Annotated in this window: 21 protein-coding genes and 1 pseudogene; 18 read left to right on the forward strand and 4 right to left on the reverse strand. The window is 64.0% G+C overall.

The window, feature by feature from the left end:
* Nucleotides 1–19 precede the first annotated feature (19 nt).
* From WIMU1_RS01515 to WIMU1_RS01575, 14 genes and pseudogenes are all read left to right on the forward strand, one after another.
* Entirely contained in the window at nucleotides 20–1,141 is a 1,122-nt protein-coding gene (locus tag WIMU1_RS01515) for a thiolase family protein (protein WP_371850282.1), read from the forward strand.
* Nucleotides 1,138–1,626, forward strand: coding sequence for a Zn-ribbon domain-containing OB-fold protein (locus WIMU1_RS01520; RefSeq protein WP_062794847.1), 489 nt, complete (start codon nucleotides 1,138–1,140; stop codon nucleotides 1,624–1,626). The genes WIMU1_RS01515 and WIMU1_RS01520 overlap by 4 nt, the downstream gene beginning before the upstream one ends.
* The gene (locus WIMU1_RS01525; protein WP_174548691.1) at nucleotides 1,613–2,911 is read left to right on the forward strand and encodes an aromatic ring-hydroxylating oxygenase subunit alpha; all 1,299 of its coding nucleotides are present in this window, start codon (nucleotides 1,613–1,615) and stop codon (nucleotides 2,909–2,911) included. Before WIMU1_RS01520 ends, WIMU1_RS01525 begins: the two co-directional genes overlap by 14 nt.
* Nucleotides 2,908–3,423 (forward strand): aromatic-ring-hydroxylating dioxygenase subunit beta, encoded by a 516-nt coding sequence (locus WIMU1_RS01530; RefSeq protein ID WP_062794848.1) that lies wholly within the window; start codon nucleotides 2,908–2,910, stop codon nucleotides 3,421–3,423. Before WIMU1_RS01525 ends, WIMU1_RS01530 begins: the two co-directional genes overlap by 4 nt.
* A 57-nt stretch (nucleotides 3,424–3,480) precedes the next feature.
* A complete protein-coding gene (locus WIMU1_RS01535) occupies nucleotides 3,481–5,049 on the forward strand; it encodes a class I adenylate-forming enzyme family protein (protein WP_062794849.1) in 1,569 nt (522 codons plus the stop codon).
* A gap of 71 nt (nucleotides 5,050–5,120) precedes the next feature.
* Nucleotides 5,121–6,557 (forward strand): annotated as a pseudogene (locus WIMU1_RS26570) (AMP-binding protein); the annotation flags it as partial.
* A gap of 75 nt (nucleotides 6,558–6,632) precedes the next feature.
* On the forward strand, nucleotides 6,633–7,418 hold the full coding sequence (locus WIMU1_RS26575; protein WP_245969290.1) for an enoyl-CoA hydratase/isomerase family protein: 786 nt from the start codon (nucleotides 6,633–6,635) through the stop codon (nucleotides 7,416–7,418).
* 52 nt (nucleotides 7,419–7,470) lie between these two features.
* Nucleotides 7,471–8,937, forward strand: coding sequence for an aldehyde dehydrogenase (locus WIMU1_RS01545; protein WP_174548704.1), 1,467 nt, complete (start codon nucleotides 7,471–7,473; stop codon nucleotides 8,935–8,937).
* A 31-nt stretch (nucleotides 8,938–8,968) separates the two neighbouring features.
* Entirely contained in the window at nucleotides 8,969–10,168 is a 1,200-nt protein-coding gene (locus WIMU1_RS01550) for a thiolase family protein (protein ID WP_062794852.1), read from the forward strand.
* A 31-nt stretch (nucleotides 10,169–10,199) separates the two neighbouring features.
* Entirely contained in the window at nucleotides 10,200–10,784 is a 585-nt protein-coding gene (locus WIMU1_RS01555; RefSeq protein WP_062794853.1) for a flavin reductase family protein, read from the forward strand.
* Between the two features lie 8 nt (nucleotides 10,785–10,792).
* The gene (locus WIMU1_RS01560; RefSeq protein WP_062794854.1) at nucleotides 10,793–11,980 is read left to right on the forward strand and encodes an acyl-CoA dehydrogenase family protein; all 1,188 of its coding nucleotides are present in this window, start codon (nucleotides 10,793–10,795) and stop codon (nucleotides 11,978–11,980) included.
* 10 nt (nucleotides 11,981–11,990) lie between these two features.
* Entirely contained in the window at nucleotides 11,991–12,935 is a 945-nt protein-coding gene (locus WIMU1_RS01565; protein ID WP_062795683.1) for an LLM class F420-dependent oxidoreductase, read from the forward strand.
* Nucleotides 12,932–13,507: a hotdog domain-containing protein gene (locus WIMU1_RS01570; protein ID WP_062794855.1), complete on the forward strand. Its 576-nt coding sequence runs from the start codon at nucleotides 12,932–12,934 to the stop codon at nucleotides 13,505–13,507. Before WIMU1_RS01565 ends, WIMU1_RS01570 begins: the two co-directional genes overlap by 4 nt.
* Nucleotides 13,508–13,546: 39 nt before the next feature.
* Nucleotides 13,547–14,293: an SDR family NAD(P)-dependent oxidoreductase gene (locus WIMU1_RS01575; RefSeq protein ID WP_062794856.1), complete on the forward strand. Its 747-nt coding sequence runs from the start codon at nucleotides 13,547–13,549 to the stop codon at nucleotides 14,291–14,293.
* Nucleotides 14,294–14,298: 5 nt separating this feature from the next.
* Here WIMU1_RS01575 and WIMU1_RS01580 read toward each other — a convergent pair whose 3' ends face one another.
* Nucleotides 14,299–14,964, reverse strand: coding sequence for a TetR/AcrR family transcriptional regulator (locus WIMU1_RS01580; protein WP_062794857.1), 666 nt, complete (start codon nucleotides 14,962–14,964; stop codon nucleotides 14,299–14,301).
* Between the two features lie 123 nt (nucleotides 14,965–15,087).
* On the opposite strand from WIMU1_RS01580, the gene WIMU1_RS01585 reads away from it, so the two are divergent.
* Nucleotides 15,088–16,584: an aldehyde dehydrogenase family protein gene (locus tag WIMU1_RS01585; protein ID WP_062794858.1), complete on the forward strand. Its 1,497-nt coding sequence runs from the start codon at nucleotides 15,088–15,090 to the stop codon at nucleotides 16,582–16,584.
* A 45-nt stretch (nucleotides 16,585–16,629) separates the two neighbouring features.
* Nucleotides 16,630–17,499, forward strand: a complete 870-nt coding sequence (locus tag WIMU1_RS01590; protein ID WP_062794859.1) for a mycofactocin-coupled SDR family oxidoreductase — start codon at nucleotides 16,630–16,632, stop codon at nucleotides 17,497–17,499.
* Between the two features lie 22 nt (nucleotides 17,500–17,521).
* On the opposite strand, the gene WIMU1_RS01595 is transcribed toward WIMU1_RS01590, so the two are convergent.
* A complete protein-coding gene (locus WIMU1_RS01595; protein ID WP_062794860.1) occupies nucleotides 17,522–17,806 on the reverse strand; it encodes a hypothetical protein in 285 nt (94 codons plus the stop codon).
* Between the two features lie 92 nt (nucleotides 17,807–17,898).
* Here WIMU1_RS01595 and WIMU1_RS01600 point away from each other — a divergent pair, with 92 nt between their 5' ends.
* Entirely contained in the window at nucleotides 17,899–18,177 is a 279-nt protein-coding gene (locus tag WIMU1_RS01600) for an NAD(P)-binding domain-containing protein (protein ID WP_062794861.1), read from the forward strand.
* Nucleotides 18,178–18,210: 33 nt separating this feature from the next.
* Here the strand turns inward: WIMU1_RS01600 and WIMU1_RS01605 are convergent, their stop codons facing one another.
* Both WIMU1_RS01605 and WIMU1_RS01610 read right to left on the reverse strand, forming a co-directional pair.
* Nucleotides 18,211–18,741 (reverse strand): DoxX family protein, encoded by a 531-nt coding sequence (locus tag WIMU1_RS01605; RefSeq protein WP_062794862.1) that lies wholly within the window; start codon nucleotides 18,739–18,741, stop codon nucleotides 18,211–18,213.
* A 76-nt stretch (nucleotides 18,742–18,817) separates the two neighbouring features.
* A complete protein-coding gene (locus WIMU1_RS01610; RefSeq protein ID WP_062795687.1) occupies nucleotides 18,818–20,029 on the reverse strand; it encodes a CaiB/BaiF CoA transferase family protein in 1,212 nt (403 codons plus the stop codon).
* Nucleotides 20,030–20,221: 192 nt separating this feature from the next.
* Here WIMU1_RS01610 and WIMU1_RS01615 point away from each other — a divergent pair, with 192 nt between their 5' ends.
* Nucleotides 20,222–21,079 carry a PaaI family thioesterase gene (locus WIMU1_RS01615; RefSeq protein WP_147431440.1) on the forward strand — a complete coding sequence of 286 codons (858 nt, stop codon included), beginning with the start codon at nucleotides 20,222–20,224 and terminating at the stop codon, nucleotides 21,077–21,079.
* The last annotated feature ends 18 nt before the right edge of the window (nucleotides 21,080–21,097 follow it).

Raw genomic sequence — 21,097 nt, forward strand, 5'->3', positions numbered from 1 at the left:
GTCGATCGTGGGCTTGGGGATGACCCCGATGTCCCTCAAGCCGGGGGACAGCCCGCTCGACCTCGCCTGTCGCGCGAGCCGAGATGCTGTGGCAGACGCCGGGATCGAGCTGTCGGACGTGGACGGACTTCTGGTCGGTTCGTCGCAGGGGATCCGGCCGGACCGACTCGGCGTCGGGTTTGCATCGTCCGGCGGCTTCTCTGATCTGCGACTGCTCGAGCACGTGGAGATCAAGGGCGCCACCACGATTGCGATGATCCAGCGGGCTCAGCATGCGGTCGAGACCGGTGCCGCGCGCGTGGTCATGTGCGTTTTCGCCGACGCCCCCCTTGTCGCTGGAAAGGCCGCCGGCTCCACGTATGCGCGAAGTGGCGGCCAATCCGGATCACGTGGCCTGGAGCGTGCCAGTGGTGTGCTCGGCTCGGTGCCCACCTACGCCCTCCTCACCCAGCGGTGGATGCACGTCAGCGACGGTTCCCCCGAGGATCTCTGCGCGGTGGCCACCACGACCCGCGCCTGGGCGCTCGACAATCCCGACGCGGTGATCCGCACACCCCTCGACATCGAGGGCTACTTGGACAGTCCGATGATCTCCGATCCGCTGCGACGGCTCGACTGCGCACGGCCGGTCAACGGTGCCGTAGCCGTCATCGTCAGTGCCGATCCGGCAGTGGGAAACCCGGTGCGCGTGGACATCCGCGGTACCGGAAGAGACCATCCGGTCCGTCACCGGCGGTCCGGTGCCGAGTCCTGGTTCGGCGGCGGCAGGCGCTGCGTCGACGACGCGCTGGCCGCCGCCGGAATGACCCGCGACGACCTGGACACCGTTCAGCTGTACGACCCGTTCTCGGTCGTCACGTTGATCCTGCTCGAAGAATATGGTCTGACCGGGGGAGCGCCGGCCGGAAAGTTTGTGCGCGAAGGCAACACCGCCGCCGGAGGCACACTCCCCACCAACACCGGCGGCGGTCAGCTGTCCGGGTTCTACCTGCAAGGCATGACCCCGCTGGCCGAGGCGCTCGTGCAGTTACGCGGCGACGGCGCCGGACGGCAGGTGTCCGATGCGACGACCGCACTGGTCGGCGGAATCGGTGGTCGGATCGATCACCACGCCGCCCTGATCCTGGAGCGTGCGGCATGACCGTCGCGACCGATTGGCTGCTCAGCGATTCACTCGGCCCCGTGGTGTCGGGTGACCCACTGGAACCGCTGTACACCGGGGCGGCCCGCGGCGCGCTGGTGCTCCCGTTCTGCGCCGCCTGCTCACTTCCACTCGACCTCGAACAGCACGTCTGCGACGGCTGCGGGTCCCACCGGATCGACTGGCTCGAAACAGCTCCCACCGGCGTCGTGCATTCGTCGACCACGATGCACCGCCTCGAACCGGGACTGGTCACCGCGACCGGCCCGTACCCGATCGTCGACATCGAACTCGCCGGCGGACACCGGCTGATCATGACAACCGTCGACCCGGCAACCCGCGCCCCGCAGATCGGCGACGTCGTCGACATCGGTTTCAGAAATCTCGCGGGAACAGCGCTCCCGGCAGCACAGCCCATCAATTCCACCGATACCGCACGGCCCATCAATTCCACCGATACGGAGGCCATCAATGACAACCACTGAGTCGAACCCCGGCACCGCCAGCGACTTCGACGTGTCGAAGATCGTGCAGGAAGATCGTGTGCACGGTTCCGTCTACACGTCACCGGAGATCTTCCAGCGCGAGATGGACACCATCTTCCGCACCGGTTGGGTCTACGTCGCCCATGACAGCGAGGTCGCCGAACCCGGCGACTACCTGACCCGGCGGATCGGCAGCGAACCGGTCGTCGTGTCCCATGGCAAGGACGGTGAGATCAGGGTTCTGCTCAACCGGTGCTCGCACCGCGCCAACAAGCTGTGCAACGCCGAGAAGGGCAACGCCAGCTCGTTCCGGTGCCCGTACCACGGCTGGACGTTCAGCAATACCGGCTCGCTGACCGCTGTTCCGATGAAAGAGGGCTACGGCGAGGCTTTCCGCGCTGTCCGGTCCGAGCTCGGAATGGCCGAGGCGCCTCGGGTCGACAGCTACGGCGGCTTCATCTTCGCTTCACTGGCCGCCGAAGGCCCTTCGCTCACCGAACATCTCGGCGGTTCGATCGCGGCCTTCGACCGCCTGCTCAACCTGTCGCCGACCGGGACGATCGATCTGCGCGCCAACTGGATGAAGCACCTGCACCACGCAAACTGGAAAATGGTGGTGGAGAACAACGTCGATGGTTACCACGCGCTGTTCACGCACGCGTCGGTGTACGACGCGATCCGGCCGGCCAAGGTATCGCACATCCCGTCGAAGACGGACGTCGTGGTGCGCGACATCGGCGACGGCCACTCCGAGATCGACTACTCGGCCGAATACCGCAAGCTGGATGAGGAGTTCATCTGGTACGGCCGGATGCCTCGCACCAAGCTGCCGAAATATGTTGCAGCGCTCGAAAAGAAGTACGGCGAGGAGAAGGCGCACGACTCCCTGGTCGTCGGCCCCCCGCACACCCTGATCTGGCCCAACCTGTTCCTCGCCGAAATGAACGTGATGTATGTCGAACCCATCGGCCCGGACGAGACGATCGCGTACACCACTGCAGCCCTCATCCCAGGACAAGACGATCTGAATGTGCGGACGCTGCGTCGCTCCGAGGGTGCCATGGGCCCGGCCGGCTTCCTCATCGCCGACGACGGCGAAATCGGAATGCGCAATCAGGCCGGTCTGGCAGCCAGGGACCCGGAATGGCTGCGGCTCTCGCGTGGGCTCGAAACCGACATCACCGACGAGACCGGAATCGTCAACAGCGACAAGAGCGCCGAGACTCCCCAACGGGGCTTCTACCGCCAGTGGGCCGGCGTCGTAGGACAGGAGATCACCCAATGAGCACACTCGACGACACCGATGTCTTCTCCTCGGCGCTGCAACCACTACCGGCACCGTCGCCGGAGGTGGCAGGGTTCCTGTACCTGGAGGCACGTCTGGCTGACGAAGCGCGCTACTCCGAGTGGGAACTGCTCTGGGACGACGACGCCCTGTACTGGGTACCCATGCATCCCGACGACGACCCGGCGACCAACCTGTCGTACATCTACGACAACCGTCGCCGGATCAAAAGCCGTGTCGCACAGTTGAACACCGGGAATCGGCATTCGCAGACCCCGCCGTCGGTGATGCGGCGCCAGTTGACCAACATGGAGGTCCTCGACTCCACCGTCGACACCGTGACGGTCGGATCGAACTTCGCCCTTTTCGAATACCGGCACACCCAGCGAGTTTGGGCCGGCCGTGTGATCCACAAGGTCCGCCGTCACGCCGACGGATTCAAGTTGGCCGGCAAAACCGTCCACATGATCAGCGCCGGTGGACCGGTCGACACACTCGCTTTCCTGATCTGAACGTCCATTCCATCCCGCGAAGGCCGTACCTTCGCGCCGAAGTACCTGTGAGGCACCGTGCTTGTAGGCGACATCTCGAAGAACAACGCTCGTCGATACCCGGACAAGCCCGCCATCGTCGAATCCGGGCGGACGCACACCTGGAGTGACGTCGACGAGCGGGCCCGCCGCCTGGCCAACCACATGTTCGCCGCCGGACTGCAGAAGGGCGACCGGGTCATCGTGATCGCCCGCAACTGCATCGAGTGGCCGGAGATCACTTTTGCCTTCGCGAAGGCAGGACTTGTCACCGTGCCGGTGAACATCCGGCTGGCACCGGACGAGCTGGCCCATGTCCGGGACGACTCGGGGGCGGTGGCCGCGGTGGTCCACACCGATCAGGTCGAGCGGTTCGGTTCAGAGTTGGGCGATCTGAAGGCGCTTCTCGAAATCGGCGGCGGCACAGTGGGAACTGATTACGAAACAGCCCTGCGCGCCGCCGACGACAGCGATCCCACGCCGGAATCGCTGCGGCCCGACGACATCCAGTTCATCCTCTACACGAGCGGCACGACGGGCCGTTCCAAGGGTGTGATCAACACCCACCGCGGCATGCTCGCGCAGGCCGTCGACACCAGTCTGGTCACCGAAACCAACCGCAGCGATGTGTTCCTCGCGACCACTCCGTTCTTCACCGCGGGCGGAATGGTCCGGACGCTGTCATGGACGTACCTGGGCCAGACGATGGTGATCCACAAGCGCTTCGATCCGCAAGCGGTCATCGACGAGATCGAACGCAGTGGAGTCACTTTCACCACATTCATCCCGACCATGCTGCAGCGGACCCTCCGGATCCTCGAAGAGGGTCCGGCGCGCGACATGTCGAGTCTGCGCCGGATCAGCTACGGTTCGGCGCCCGTTCCTCCTGGCCTGGCCAAGAAGGCGATGGATCTGCTCGGGTGTGACTTGCAGCAGCGCTACGGACTCACCGAATGTGGCGGCCAGGCAACCATCTTGACGCCCCAAGATCATCGCGACATGGTCGACGGGAAGACGAGCATCCTGACGTCCTGCGGCCAAGAGACCCCGATGTGTTCGATCCGCATCGTCGATGCCGACGGCAACGAACTGCCCACCGGCGAGGTCGGCGAGATCGTGATCGTCAGCGAAGCCAACGCAGTCGGTTATTGGAGGCGCCCGGATCAGACCAAGCAGTCGTTCCGCCCGAGCGGATTGTGGTCCGGTGACCTGGGATACCTCGACGCCGAGCGCTACTTGCACATCACCGGCCGTAAGACGGACATGATCATCTCCGGTGGCTTCAACGTGTACCCGGCCGAGATCGAACGCGTCATCGGCCATCATCCCGCCGTGGAGATGGTCGCGGTCGTCGGTGTCCCGGACCCGGAATGGGGCGAGACGCCCATCGCTGTTGTGGTCCCCAAGGGAGACATCGACGAAGACGCCGTCACGGCCGAACTCACCGCGCTGTGCCGCGCCGAATTGGCCGGCTACAAGCAACCGAGACGTTTCGATTTCCGGACCGAGTTCCCGCTCGGACCGGCCGGCAAAATTCTCAAGCGGGTCATCGCCGATTCGCTGGTCCCCGTGCCGGAGAAGGTTGCGGCTTCCCAGGTGTCGTCGTGACCTCCACACAGAACAAACCGGTGGTCGCGATCGCGCAGGCGACGAACTACTGGGATCTCCTGAGCGAGCGGGTGGAACTGAGCCCGTCGCGGGAGTTCGCCGTCGACGAACACGGACGCCGCTTCACCTTCGCCGCCCTGGCCGATCTGGCAGAGAGCACGGCCGCAGCCCTTCACGCCCACGGCGTCCGGGCCGGCGACGTGGTGTCTTGGCAGCTGCCGAGCAGTGTCGAATCCATGGCGTTGTCGCTGGCCCTGTCGCGTCTGGGCGCCGTGCAGAATCCGATCATCCCGATGCTGCGGGAGAGTGAGGTCGCGTTCATCACCGGGCAGGTCGGCGCATCGCTGCTGATCGTGCCCACCGAGTTCCGGGGTTTCGATCACGGGGCCATGGCGAATGCGGTCGCCGAGCGGATCGACGGTCTGCGGACGCTGATCGTCGGTGACACGTGGATCTCCGGGGATTCCTCGACGCTGCCGACCCGCTCGGAGCGAGACGACAACGCGGTGAGCTGGATCTTCTACACCTCCGGAACAACGGCGGCGCCCAAAGGCGTCAAGCACGGCGACGCCGGATTGATCTCCGCCGCGAAGACCTTCGTCACCAATGTGCAGGTCACTCCCGATGAGCGTTGCGCCGCCTACGTACCGATCACCCACGTCGGAGGCATCGCCCACGTGCTGAGCAGCCTGCTGGTCGGGCACACCCTGATCACCGCTGCCGCGTTTGTCCCCGAAGACAATGCGAAACAGCTGATCTCCGAGGGCGCCACCCTGATCGGCTCGGGCCTGCCGTTCACCACCGAATACCTTCGCATCTCACGGGAGAGCGGTGTTGCTCCGCTGTTCCCTCAGGCGCGTGCCACTCTCGGTGGCGGGTCGGGTCGACCGGCCGAATTGAGCCGTGCAACAGCACAACATCTCGGGGGAGTAGGCATCATCTCCGGATACGGGATGACCGAATGCCCGTACCTGACGTGGGGCAGTCCGGACGACACGGACGACGAACATGCAGTCTTCGAAGGTACGCCCGGTCCGCAGGGCCGGGTGCGCATCGTGGGTGCCGACGGCACAGAATTGCCGGTCGGCGAAATCGGCGAGATCCGCGTGCACGGCCCGCAACTGTTCCACGGTTATGTGGACTCGGCCCAGGATGAGGGTGCGCTCGATGAGCAGGGATTCTTCCGGACGGGCGATCTCGGCTTCCTGAACGCTGCGGGCCGGCTCTCGGTGACGGGACGGATCAAGGACATCATCGTGCGCAAGATGGAGAACATCTCAGCGCGTGAGGTCGAGGAAGTGCTGATCAACGATCCCGCCATCGCCGATCTCACCGTGATCGGTATGCCCGACAACGCGTCAGGGGAGCGGGTGTGCGCGGTGGTGGTGCCCAGCGATCCGGCCGCACCGCCGAACCTCGATTCGATCCGCGCGTACCTCGCGACCACCACCCTGAACAAACGTAAATACCCGGAACAGGTTGAAGTAGTCGACCGGATTCCCCGCAACTCACTCGGGAAGATCACCAAGTCGCAATTGCGCAGCGATCTTCTCGACCCCGCCGCAAAGGTCTCGGTCTCCACGATGACGTCCGAATCACAGTACACAACAGTGGAGTTCGAGGTCGCCGACCACATCGCCACCATCACGCTGAACCGGCCCGATCGGCTGAATTGTTTCAACGAGACGATGGCCAATGAAATTGCGGAGATCTGGGGACGGGTCCGCGATGACGACGACATCCGCGTCGCTGTCCTACAGGCCAACGGTGAGCGCGCCTTCTGCACCGGTGTGGACGTCAGCGAAGGCGCCTGGTGGACACACATCAACCGGTTCAACCAGGAAGACCCCGGCGTGCTGCTGGGACCGAAACAACACCGGGTCTGGAAACCGGTCGTCTGCGCCCTGCACGGCATGGTGGCCGGTGGCGCGATGTATTTCGTCAACGAGTCCGACATCGTCATCTGCAGCGACGACACGACCTTCTTCGACCCCCATGCCAACGCCGGCATCGTCTCCGCGCTCGAACCTATGGGCATGCTGGCCCGTGGGATACCGCTGGGCGAGGTCTTGCGGTGGGCGCTGATCGGTAGTGACGAGAGGATGACCGCTGACAGCGCTCTGCGGACCGGCATCGTCACCGAGATCACGTCCCGACCCGAACTGCGTGATCGTGCGCAGCAACTTGCAACCGAGATCGCCGGACGGCGACCGGAGGCCATCCAGGGCACGGTGCGTGCGATCTGGGAGTCGCTGGACATGACGCCGTCCACCGCGCTGCGAACCGGCTTGTCGTACACGCAGATCGGCAACGTCGGATCGGGTCGGAGCGATTCCCGGAAGAACAAGCGCACCCCGCGTTTTCGTTGACCTGCCAGGTTTTTAAGGAGTTCACGTGAGCACACATACCCTCACCGACCAGATCGCCAGCTATCCGTTGCTCATCGGCGGCGACGAGGTGGCGGCGGAATCGGGCAAGACCTACGAGAGTGTCGATCCGTTCACCGGGGAGCCCTGGGTACGGGTACCCGACGCCGGCGCCGCGGACATCGACAGGGCGGTGAAGGCCGCTCGCGCGGCGCTGTCGGGTCCGTGGGGCGACCTGACCGCCTCGGCCCGAGGCAAATTGATTTGGCGCTTGGCCGAGCTCATCGCACGGGATGCCGACGAGCTGGCCGAACTCGAGGTCCGTGACGGTGGCAAGTTGCTCCGTGAGATGTCTGGACAGATGCGCGGATTGCCCGAATATTTCTACTACTACGCGGGGATGGCCGACAAGCTCGAAGGCAGCGTCATCCCCACCGACAAGCCCAATTTCCTCGTGTACACCACCCACGAGCCGGTCGGTGTGGTCGGCGCGATCACCCCGTGGAACTCCCCGCTTCTGTTGCTGTCGTGGAAATTGGCCGCCGGCCTCGCTGCAGGCTGCACGTTCGTGATCAAGCCGAGCGACCACACCCCGGCGTCCACCCTGGCATTCGGGAAGCTTTTCGCGGAAGCCGGCTTCCCGCCGGGCGTGGTCAACGTGGTCACCGGTTGGGGCCCGGAGACCGGTGCCGCGCTGGCCTCGCATCCCGATGTCGACAAGATCGCGTTCACGGGGTCGACCGGAACCGGAATCCGGGTCGGTCAGGCTGCGGTGGCGAACATGACCCGGTTCACCCTCGAACTCGGTGGGAAATCGGCGCAGGTGGTCTTCCCCGATGCCGATCTCGATGCCGCTGCCAACGGGGTCATCTCCGGGATCTTTGCTGCCACCGGACAGACCTGTCTGGCGGGCTCCCGGTTGCTCGTCCACGAGAGTGTGGCCGACGAACTGATCAAGAAGGTCGTTGCCCGTGCGTCGACGATCGTCCTCGGCGATCCCAAGGACCCACGTACCGAGATGGGACCCGTGTCCAACGAGCCGCAGTATCAAAAGGTTTTGTCGCACTTCGACTCTGCGCGCGAACAGGGCGCAACCATCGCCTACGGCGGTGAGCCTGCCGGCGAACTGGGCGGGTACTTCGTCAAACCGACCGTGCTGACCGGAGTCACCGCGGACATGCGCGCGGTCTCCGAGGAGATCTTCGGACCTGTGCTCACCGTTTCGACGTTCGCCGACGAGGACGAGGCGATCACGGCTGCGAACTCCACTGAGTTCGGGCTGGCCGGTTCGGTGTGGACCAAGGATGTGCACCGCGCCCACCGGGTCGCCGCGAAGCTGCGGGCGGGCACGGTCTGGATCAACTCCTACCGGACCGTTGCACCACACGTCCCCTTCGGTGGAGTGGGTGCCAGCGGTATCGGCCGCGAGAACGGCATCGACGCCGTCAAGGATTTTACCGAAACCAAATCCGTCTGGGTCGAACTCAGCGGTGCCACGCGCGACCCCTTCACGCTCGGCTGAGGCCGCGCACCCCGAACGAAAGGTTCACACCATGTCAGCCATCGAAGCCGTCATCGTCGCCGGAGCACGCACCCCGGTCGGCACCTCATTCAAGGGAACCCTGCGCGACACGACGGCGATGGAACTCGCCGAAGTCGTTGTCGCGGAGGTCCAGAAGCGCTCAGGCCTCGAGCCTTCGCAGATCGATGACATCATCCTCGCCGAGTCGAACTACGGCGGCGGCGATGTCGCGCGGCATGCGGCAGTGGTGACCGGGATGACCCAGGTACCCGGACAGGCCATCAACCGGCATTGTGCAGGCAGCCTGACCGCGGTCGGAAATGCGGCAGCACAGATCATCTCCGGAGCCGAGCGGGCAATCATCGCCGGCGGCACGCAATCCATCTCGACCAGCCCACTTCAGTCCTTCCGGACCCCCGGCACCGTCGACGAGTTCACCAACAAGTGGATGCCGCCGACCCATCCGGACAGCGCCGCGGCCCCGAACATGGACATGTCGATCACGGTCGGGTGGAACACCGCCACCGAACTCGACCTGACCCGCGAGGAAATGGACGCCTGGGCACTCCGGTCCCATCAGCGCGCCATCGCCGCCATCGACGCGGGCGCCTTTGTCGACGAGATCATCCCGGTCTCGGCACGGCAGCAAGACGGCACGTTCGTGGAGTTCACCACGGACGAGCACCCGCGTCGCGACACGACTGCGGAACGGCTGGCTGGTCTGAAAACCCTGCATCCGGAGATCGAGGGATTCTCGATCACGGCCGGCAACTCCAGCGGCATCAATGACGCCGCCGCCGCCGTCATGGTGGTCGGCTCCGATCTCGCCGCGTCCGAAGAGCTCGAGGTCCTGGCCACGGTGAAGGCTTGGGCGGCTACCGGTATCAACCCGGCCCACACCGGCCTTGCAGTCCTCGACGTCATCCCGAAGGTCCTCGATCGCGCTGGCATCGGGGTGTCCGATGTGGCGCTATGGGAGATCAACGAGGCGTTCGCGGCGGTACCCGTTGCGGCCTGCAAGAAGCTGGGTATTAGCGACGACATCGTCAACGTCCTCGGTAGCGGATGCTCCATCGGTCATCCGGTGGCGGCGTCGGGTGCGCGAATGATCCTCTCTCTGATCAACGAATTGCGCCGCCGTGGCGGCGGATACGGTGTCGCCGCGATGTGTGCCGGTGGCGGACAGGCCGGAGCAGTGGTCATCGACGTTCCTGCGCCCGCGACCACATAGACCTTCTCCGAACCGAAACAAAGGACACGACATGACCGTAGACACCGACGCCGCAAACAAGGTCCTCGCCGGACTGCGCCCGTTCCCGGTTGCCATCACCACCATCGACGGGGGCTTCGCCAACGGCCTGATGTCGCTGTCGGCCGGATCTGCCAGCATCATCCCTGAGGCGCCACGCGCCACCGTGAGCCTCACCAAGTACAACCTGACTCACGACATGCTGCTGAGTTCAGGTGTTTTCGCGATGCACATGCTCAGCGCCGGCGACGACGAGGTCGACGCCTCGTTGGAGATCCTGATGACTCTCGGCGGCAGCTCCGGCCGCGACGGTGACAAGATCGGCAAACTGCGGACAAAGGAGGGTGTCACGGGTGCGCCGATCCTTCTCGATGCCCACAGCTACGTCGAATGCCGGGTGGTCGGATCCCTCGACGTCCAGGAGAGCACCATCTTCGTCGGTGACGTTGTCGCCTCCGAGGTGTTCAGCGAGGCTCAACGCATCAAGATCGGTGAGGCCTGGGGCAAACTGCCCGAGGACTGGATCGAGCAGTATGACGCCAACCACGTGCCGCAGTTGCAGAGCGCCAAGGACCACCGCTTCGGTCAGAAGGTCTGAGGCCGCATATGACCGTCGACGCCGCCCTCGCAGTCGAAGGTCCACCGCTCGGCTCCTGGGAATTGCCCGAAGAACTGCGAATGCTCCGCGACACTGTTCGCCGGTTCATGGAGCGCGAGGTTCATCCGCTGGAGGCAACACTCCCGCACGACGCGGCCGGCCTTCCACGGGACCAACTGATCCCGCTGCAGGACAAGGCCCGCCGTCTCGGCTTGTGGGCTCTGCAAACTCCCGAGGAGCACGGCGGTGCCGGACTCAGCGTGCTCGGTCAGGTGGTCGTTGCCGAAGAAGCTTCGAAGTGCCGGATGGGAGCCTTCTTTCCGGCGTTGGGGGCGTTCGGAGGCAACCCGCCGAATGTCATGTTCAAGGCGTCGGCGGAGCAGTTCGAGAAGTTTGCGCAACCGATCCTCGACGGTCGGATGACCAAGGCCTACACGGCCATCAGTGAGGCGACGGGTGGGTCGGATCCGGCCCGGGCCATCACCCTCAAGGCGGTTCGCGACGGAGACGTCTACGTTCTCAACGGCACCAAGATGTGGACATCGCACGCAGAGAACGCCGACTGGGGGGTGGTGTATGCGCGGACCGGGGAGGGTCGGGCCGGGATCTCCTGCTTCATTGTCGAAAAGGACACGCCTGGACTGTCGTTCAGCCGGATCGGCGTCATGGCGTCGTTCTCGCCGTACGAGCTGCATTTCGACAACGTGCGCCTGCCGTCGTCGAACCTGATCGGCGCCGAAGGCGGCGGGTTCAAACTGGCCAGCGACTTCCTGATCTACAGTCGGATCATCTACGCCGCCGGGCCGATCGGTATTGCGCAGGAAGCCCTGGACGCGGCGTGCTGCTGGGCCAAGGACCGAGAGGTCTTCGGCGGCAAACTCTCAGACAAACAAGGCATTGCCTGGATGTTGGTCGACGCCGAGGTAGAACTTCGGGCGGCCCGGCTGCTGATGTATCAGGCGGCCTGGAATGCCGACCTCGGCAAGGACGTCAAGGTCGATGCGTCGATCGCCAAGATGTACGGCACCGAGGTGGCCTACAAGGTCATCGACAAGTGCATTCAGGTCCACGGTGCTCTCGGCCTTTCGGACGAATTACCCCTGGAGCGGTGGTTCCGCGATCTGCGCGTGAAGCGGCTCGGTGAAGGTGCCACCGAGGTGCAGCGCGTTGTGATCGCCCGCGAACTGTTCAAGTGAAGGTGTGACGATGGCTTTGAAGTTCAACCTGATGTTCCCGATGCGTGCGGTCAAGCACTACCGCGAGTGGATCGGGGACGGCAGCCTCGGCGAGGTCGCAAAGTGTTGCGAAGACGCTGGATTCGACGGATTCTCGATGAGCGAGCACCCGTATCCGGATCGCGAGTGGCTCGCCAACGGTGGTCACCACGCGTTCGATCCGTTTGTGTCGCTGGCGATCGCGGCCGAGGCCACCAAGGACATCCGCTTGATCACCTACCTGATGGTCGTCGGCTACCGGAGTCCGTACCTCGGTGCCAAAGCTGTTGCCAGTCTCGACCTCTTGTCCGGCGGCCGGGTCACACTCGGGCTTGGTGCCGGTTACCTGGAATCGGAGTTCGAGGCGCTCCGCGCCGACTACAGAGGTCGCGGCAAACTCTTTGACGAGGGGATCGATGCGATGCGGGCGACCTGGCGAGGCGAGGAACACAGTGGCCCGGCGTTCGGCGTCACGGGGCACGTGGCGTTGCCGTTGCCACTGACCGTCGGTGGTCCTCCGATCTGGATCGGTGGGAACAGCAAGGCCGCTCGACGTCGCGTGACCGAAAAGGCGGACGGCTGGATGCCCATTGCCCAGAAGGCTGAAATGGCGGCGATCACCAAAACCCCACCCCTGGAGGACATCGAGGCTCTCGGTGCTCAGATCACCGCGCAGAACAAGCTGCGCGCGGAGGCGGGCAAGTCCGACATCGACGTCTCGTTCGTACCGTTCGAGAGTGGAGCGCTGCGAAAGGGTGGTGCCGGCGATTTCGTCGCCGCGGTGGGACCCAAGCTGGATGCTTACGAAGATGCCGGGGTCACGTGGATCACCATCGAGCCGACCAGCCGCACGTTCGCAGACTTCAAGACAGACCTCGCCGTGATGAGCGCTGGACTCGTCAACCGGCAGGCCGCGCGTAGAAGGAATCACAGATGACAGAGGCGCAGGCCTACGACACCGACGTATTCGTCGACATGATCGAAGCGTTCCGCGAATTGCAGGCGACTCTCTGCCTGGTGGCGCCACCTCCCGGGGCGACGACAGAGCTGACGGCCGCCATCGCCGATGTGACGAACCGGCTCAAGGAATTCGAGGCACCAGAAGGAGCGCGTCCAGCACGTGACCTCGGGATGCGAGGTATCGCGCACCCCGTGTTGGTTCCTTATCAGTCGTACGACACCTCGGATAAGAAGTTGGTCGGAACGGTTCGTTTTAGTTATGCACACATGGGTGGGGGAGGAGCCGCCCACGGCGGAGTCATCACCATGTTGTTCGACGACCTCCTGGGAACTTTTGTCAGCCGAAGGGCCCAGCTCGGTTCCCGAACGGCCTACTTGAAGGTCGATTTCCGCAACGTGACGCCCGTCCACTGTGACCTTCGGATAGACGCGTCGATAGACAGGATCGAAGGCCGCAAGACATTCGTGACCGGCACGATTCTGAATGGTGATGTCGTGTGCGCCACGGCAGAAGCCCTGTTCATACGCCTGCTGCCAGGTCAACCGTGACCGCCGAGTCCAGCCGAAGGCATCAACCAAGGAGAGACGATGACATTTGAGAATGCCGGCGCATTGGTCACCGGAGCGGGATCCGGTCTGGGCCGGTCAATCGCGATCCGCCTGGCGAAAGATGGTGCGAAGGTGGTTGTTTCGGACATCAGCGAAGAGGGCGGCGCAGCCACGGTTGACGCCATCGAGGCGGCGGGCGGTAAGGCTGCCTTCATCAAAGCGGACGTTTCCGACGCCGACAGCGTCGAGGCATTGATCGCGGGGTCGATCGACTACCTCGGCGGACTGGATCTGGCGGTGAACAACGCCGGTATCGCCCACACGCCGGGGGATCTGCACCAGCTGGCGATTGCGGAGTGGGACGCGGTGATGGGTGTCGACCTGCGCGGCACATTCCTGTGTATGCGGAGCGAATTGGCTCACATGGTCGAGGCGGGTCACGGCAAGATCGTGAACATGGCGTCGAACGCCGGCACCAAGAACGCGCCCGGCATGGCCGCCTACACGGCAGCGAAGCATGGTGTCGTCGGGCTGACGAAGAATGCCGCGCTGCAGTACGCGCGCCGCAACATTCAGGTCAACGCGGTCGGACCGGGCACGATCCTGACCGAAGGAATCATCGCTTTCGGCGCAGACCAGCAGGAGAAGTGGGCGGATCTGATCCCGGTCGGCCGCATGGGCAAGCCCGAAGAAGTCGCGGCAGCGGTCGCCTATCTGCTGTCGGACGAGGCGGGATTTGTCACCGGACACACCCTTCTGATCGACGGTGGCCTGATGTGGGATTGACGTCCCTACACGCCGCCGGCCGTGCCGAAACAACCGCCGGCCGTGCCCTTGTCCGCCTGCTCGATGGACGGTCGGGCGGCCTTGAAACCGTTGCGCACCAGAGCAAACGCTTCGTCGAGCAGTCGGTCCGGCCGCGCCTCGTCGGAGTCGGCCCATACCGTGAGAGCGGTCCAGCCGGCGCTGAACAGGCTCTGCGCCAACAACTTCGTGAACAGATCGTCGGCGCTGTGATGCGTCCGGTCCGTGATGAACCCGATGACCACCGATTCCCAGGGATTGAACCGGGTCGATCCGAGAGGCCATCCGTTCGACGACTCCGCAATGATGGACACTTGGGTGCGCAACAGGTCTATCTCGGAATCGAGATAGGTCAGCATCGCGGGAAGTTCTACGCAGAGGACGGCGATGGGATCCTCGGCTTCCGGCACCGTTCCCAGCTTCTCGGCCAGCGCGGTCACCTCGTCGGCGGACCGATCCCACAGGATGTCGGCCTTGGCGGCGAAGTACCGCAGGAGGGTGCTGCGTCCGATCCCGCATTCCTCGGCGATGTCAGCCATGGTGACCGAGTCGTAACCGCGATCGGCGAACAGCCGCAGCCCGACCGCTGCGATCGCGCTCTTGTCGGTGACGCGGGGCCGTCCACCCCGGTTCGTCTTCTGTAGATCGGTCATCGGTCCTCCTTCCTGCGAACTCTACTACGCACAGGGGTTGTGGACCTGAGGCCCAAAAGATACCGTCTGTGACAGGGGACACAGGTCGCCCCGCACATGGATGTGCGGGATTGGAGGACACAAATGTCAGCAGCACAACCGGTTTCCGTCACACACGAGGAGCGTTTTCTCCTCGATGGCACCCTGAGGCACTCCGAAAACGGAGCGACACTCGACGTCGTGAATCCGGCCACCGGCCAGAGCGTCGGCGTTGTCGCCGACGCCACCGGCGGGGACATGGACGCGACGATCGCGGCAGCTCGCCGGGCCTTCGACACCACGTCGTGGGCAACGGATCTCGAGTTCCGCCAACGGTGCTTGCGCCAACTTCACGAGGCGATCAGTTCCGAAGTCGAGGACCTTCGACTGGAGCTGGTCACCGAGGTGGGTGCACCGCTCATGACCACGTATATGGCACAACTCGATTGGCCACTGTCCGACGGTCTCCTGTGGCCCGCGGAGGCAGTCGGAGACTTTCCCTGGCACCGGCGCATCGCCGACAGTTCACTGCTCGGTATGACCAACATGCGTTATGTCTTCAAAGAGCCCGTCGGCGTCGTGGCGGGCATCATCCCGTGGAACTTCCCTTTCGAGATCCTCATCAGCAAGCTCGGTCCCATCCTGGCGACCGGGAACACGGTGGTCATCAAGGCGGCGTCGGAGACACCGTGGAATGCCACCCGCGTCGGGCGGTTGATCGCGGAGAAGACCGACATCCCTGCCGGCGTCGTCAACATCATCACGACCGGCGACACCGCCGTCGCGCAGCAGCTGGTCACCGACCCTCGTGTCGACATGATCTCGTTCACCGGATCCACCAGGACCGGGCAGCTGATCACCGAGAAGTCCGCTCCGACGTTCAAGAAGCTGCTGCTCGAGCTGGGTGGCAAGAGCGCCGGAATCATTTTAGAAGACGCAGATCTCGCGTTGGCGCTGCCGTCGGCGATGTCGGCGTGCATGCATGCCGGTCAAGGGTGCGCGCTGCCGACTCGTCTGCTTGTTCATCGGTCCAAGTACGACGAGGCCGTCGCCACTTTGGAGCAGGTTTATGCCGCACTCCCTTACGGCGATCCCGCTGATCCCGGTGTGTTCTGTGGTCCGGTGATCACCGAGAAGCAGCGGACCAACATTCTCGATCTGATCGCCCGCGGTCAGTCCGAGGGTGGGCGGTTGGTCGTCGGCGGCAAGATCCCCGAGGACCAGCCCAATGGCTACTTCGTGCAGCCGACGCTGTTCGCCGACGTGGACAATTCGGCCACGATCTCCCAGACCGAGATCTTCGGCCCGGTCTTGTCGGTGACACCGTTCGACGACGACGCCGATGCCATCAGGATCGCCAACGACAGCGTCTACGGGTTGTCCGGCAACGTGTTCACGTCCTCGTCCGAGCGCGGGTTGACGATCGCCCGCGGGGTCCGCACCGGTTCCTTCATGATCAACGGCGGCATGTTCTACGGATCCGACTCGCCGTACGGCGGCTACAAACACAGCGGTGTCGGCAGGCAGGGTGGCATTGAAGGCCTCGAGACCTACCTTGAGACCAAGGCGGTCGCGACCACGCTCCCGCTCGACATCCCCTGAACACCACACACATCATCATCGAGAACTGAACGAGGAGAACACATCATGGCGGGAAGAGTCGAAGGCAAAGTTGCTTTCATCACCGGTGCGGCACGCGGCCAGGGCCGTAGTCACGCGGTGCGACTGGCCGAAGAAGGCGCCGACATCATCGCAGTCGACATCTGTGAGCAGATCGAGTCGAACCCCTATCCACTTGCCACCGAGGAAGATCTGGCCGAGACCGCCAAGTTGGTCGAGAAGCTGGACCGCAGGATCGTGACAGTCAAGGCCGATGTGCGCGACCGGTCACGGCTGAAATCTGCACTCGACGAAGGATTGGCCGCGCTCGGCCATCTCGACATCGTGGTCGCCAACGCCGGCATTCTGCCGATGGCGATGGGTGACCCGCACGCGTCCGACTTCGTCGATGCGGTGGACGTCGACCTCGTCGGTGTGATGAACGCGGTCGCGGTGTCGATGCCGCACCTGGGCAAGCACGCTTCCGTCGTGATCACCGGATCGACGGCGGCGATGCTGCCGGGTACAACGGATAATCCGGCGATGGGGCCCGGTTCTGCTGGATATGGTTGGGCCAAGAAGACATTGATGGGGTACTCCGAGCAGCTTGCGCTGCATTTGGCGCCGGAGTTCATCCGCGTCAACGTGATCCATCCCACAAACGTAAACACCCATCTCCTGCACAACGACGGTCTTTACTCGATGTTCCGTCCGGACCTGGAGAACCCGACGCGTGAGGATGTCGAGCCCGCGTTCACGATGTTCCAGGCGATGCCCATCCCATACGTGGAACCCGTGGACATCTCCAACGCAGTGCTCTTCTTCGCGTCGGACGAATCCCGCTACGTCACAGGGCAGCAACTGCGCGTCGATGCCGGTTCGCTCCTGAAGATGCCGGGCGGCCCCACCAACATGTAGGTGGCCGCTCTATGCCCTGTGGTCACCCTGCAGAAGGGTGACCACAGGTGTTGATTGGGTCAGCGCTTGCCGGCGTTCTGCGGCCGTCCGTTTCGAAGACAGCTTTGCTGGACTGCGCACCGGCACTCACTTCGGCGGTCCAGGCCCGGTTGATCTCAGTCTCTCGGCCGAGCGCCTCTGCGATTGCGTCGTCGGACAGTCCGTCGTAGAGCGACCAGACCTGCTCCTGTGTGGCCGAATCGACCGCGGTGGAGGCTTCGGCGACGGCCAGTCCGCGGTCGTGCAACGCTGTCGGTTGCGCTTTCATATTCAGCCATGCGTGGGGTGACTCTCGATTCCGGACAGTTGGCGGCGCGCGGTGGGTGAAGAATCGTACGTCGTCGGCGGCTCGGGTAGCGGGTGTGCCCGCTCGGCCCGGTAGGCGTCGAGCATGAGTTTTCAGCGGTAGCGAACTACGGGGAACCGCTGACCGGCAGGATCCTCGTCGACATCTCCAACACGTTCAACGCCGACGCCAGCGGACTGGCAACTGCCACAGGCACATCGGCGGCCCAGGAGATCGCGGTTGTCGCCCATGAGAGCGCACACGTCGTGAAGGCATTGAATACGATCTTCGGCCACGTCCTTGCTCAAGACAAGCCCTTGGACGCGTTCGGTGCCATCGACCGGGTAGATTGACCTTCGTTGAAAGGCTGAGCCCCGGCGTCGGCGCTAGTGCGGCTCAGGTCGGTGGAAGGTGGCCAGCTGTGCACCTGCGGCAACCAGCCCGAGACCGGCAGCCAATGCCGCAGCGTGATTTCCACTGACCTTGGTGTCGAGTCCGAGCGCCCGATCGACACTCCAACGACCGGGACCGATGCCAGCCAGGGCGACAGCGCCGACGGCGAGGTTGGCGACGTACTCCCATCCTTCCGAGGTGATGAAGAAACCGTTCGGTACGTGCACTGAGCGGGCCGCGACGGCCATCGTCCCGACCACCGCCGCGGCAGCCAGCGGCGTTGCGGCGCCGGCGACTATCGCCGCGCCGGAACCGACTTCTACGAACGCACTGGTCTGGGCCTGAAGTTTGGGCCGGCGAAAGCCAATCGATCCGAACCAGCCGGCCGTGCCGTCGATGCTGCGGCCGTGCTTGACGCCATGAGCGATCATTGTGCCGCCGATTGCCGCGCGCAGTAGCAGCTGGACGCTGGAGTGGCCGGAATGGGTTGTTGCTGAATCGGGTTCGATTCGCACGCGGGTCATATGTGTAGTCCTTGGATCGGATGACGCGAGTGCGGGCTTGCGGCACACTCCTGCCGCAAACCCGATCCCCGGCTGCTCACAAGATGGCGGAGCTGATCTTGAGTTCGATGATCTCTTCTTCGCTCAGACCGAGCTCGGTGAGGATCGCGTCGGTGTGCTCACCATGGCTCGGGGCCCGACGAAGTTCCAATGGTGCCTCGTCGAATTGAACGGGACTCGCCGCGAGCGCGAACTCGTTGCCGCTGCTGTCCGAAGTCCTCGGCAAATAGCCGTTTGCGATGACCTGCGGGTCGCTGTGCACCTCGTATGGGGTTCGCAGAACGTCCCAGACGCCGTCAAAGCCGCTAAACGCAGCTTCCCAGTGGCTCAACGGTTTCGACTCGAATGTGCCCCGCAGCTCCGTGATGCATTCGACCCGATTCTGAAAACGGAGGAGCGCGTGTGAGAAGCGCTCGTCCTCGATGAGGTCGGTGCGACCGAGTCGGGTGCAGAAATCACTCCAGAATCGATCGGCCTGCAGCAATACGAAGCTGATGAATCGGTTGTCCTGAGTCTTGTAGATGTTGGCCACTGGGTTCGGCATGGCGCTCAGATCGAACTTGGGGATGTCGGCGCCGAGAACCCCGGCGCCAACGATGTCTGGCCCCAGTTGCCAGATGGCGGCGTTCAGAAGTGAGACGTCAACGACAGATCCTTCTCCGGTGCGTTCGCGCTTGAGCAAGGCCGCAGTGATGCCTGCGGCAATCGCGAGCCCGCCATACGAGTCGCCGAAAGCGGGCCGCTGTACCGGTGGGTAGTCGCCGTTGCCGGCCGAATAAGCTTCGGCGATGCCGCCGCGCGACCAGTAGGCCGCCAGATCGTAGCCACCCTGCACGGCCAGGTCGCCCTTTGTGCCGTAGCCGTGTCCGCGTGCGTAGATGATCTTCGGGTTACGGGCGCGGATGGCGCCGACATCGACGCCCATGCGCGCACGCGAATCAGGCAGCAGGTTTGTCACGAACACATCGGCGGTCTCGACCAGCTTCATCAGGACTTCGAGGCCTTCGGGGGTTCCTGTGTCGATACCGACACTTCGCTTGCCGCGATTGGGTTGCTCGACGAAGTGATTGACGCCTCCGGAGCCGGTGACCACCCCGGAACTGATCAGTCCGCGCTGAGGATCGCCGGTCTCAGGGTGTTCGATCTTGATCACGTCGGCGCCCCAGTCCGCGAGCACTGCGCCGGCAGCGGGAACAAAAGTCCAGGCAGCGAGCTCGACTACGCGGATACCGGAGAGGGTGTCGTTCATGGCGTTTCCTTTCATGCCGTCGAATCGGCAAAGCGACAGGCGGCGACCGAATAGCCCTCACAAGCGAGGTTTGGTGAGTCCGGCGGGACCTTGAGCCACAACTCGGCCCGCGAACTCTCTTAGTGTATATCCGTATAGGTAACTAATTAACCGGTTTTGCAGAATCGGACATATCCTGACGGGGTGTACTACATGACCGAGCCTCATGCGGATTCGGCTGAACTGGAGGACGCGGCCGGAAGCCGACCGGCGGTGGCAGCGGTGGAGCCGACCCCTGTCGAACGCAGGTTCGGCATAACGATCGTGGAGGCTGATCCGAGGACCGGTCGCAGTTTGCTGACCATGGATGTCGCCTCTCTCGAGAACACGGAGACGGGAGTAAGGAGCCTGGGGCCACTGGCGTTGATGCTCGACGGATCCGGTGGGTTGTCGAACCATGTTGTGCGACCGGACGACACGTGGACCGTCACCAGCGAGCTGTCGATGGATTTGAATCGAGCGGCCATGGTCAGCTCCGGCGAGGTGGTCGCGTCCTTCCGGTCGATCGGTTTCGATTCGGTACAAGCATTGTCGCTGACCACTTTTCGAATTGGCGGCATCGAAGTCGGTACAGGGTTGATCCGTTCGGTCTTCGTTCCGGCGCGAGGCGTCGATTTGCAGCGTCCGAGAAACCCCGCGTCCCCGTCCCGGCACGCAACGTTGTTGGAGCAATTGTCACTCCGGGTGGACGGCGCCTCGTCCGGATACAGCTTGATTCCGATGCTCGATCCAGACCTGAACAACGACATCGGAAGTGTGCATGGCGGCGTCGTGGCCATAGCGTTGGAACTGGTGGCTGTCGGTGCCCTGCAATCGAAGCAGGGTGATTCGGATGCCCACTATTCTGGCTCATTGCGTATCAACTACCTCCGGCCAATGAAGGTGGGGGATGGGGCCCGTTACAACGCGACCCCGGTTCGGATCGGGCGCGGCACCGCAGTGGCCGACAGCGTGGCCATCGGCGCCGATGGCCAGGCATCGGCAATAGCGCGCGTCACCAGGTACCGATAATCGGTGCCACCGACCGGA

It is taken from the genome of Williamsia muralis NBRC 105860, from assembly GCF_001598915.1.
Lineage (GTDB): Bacteria > Actinomycetota > Actinomycetes > Mycobacteriales > Mycobacteriaceae > Williamsia > Williamsia muralis.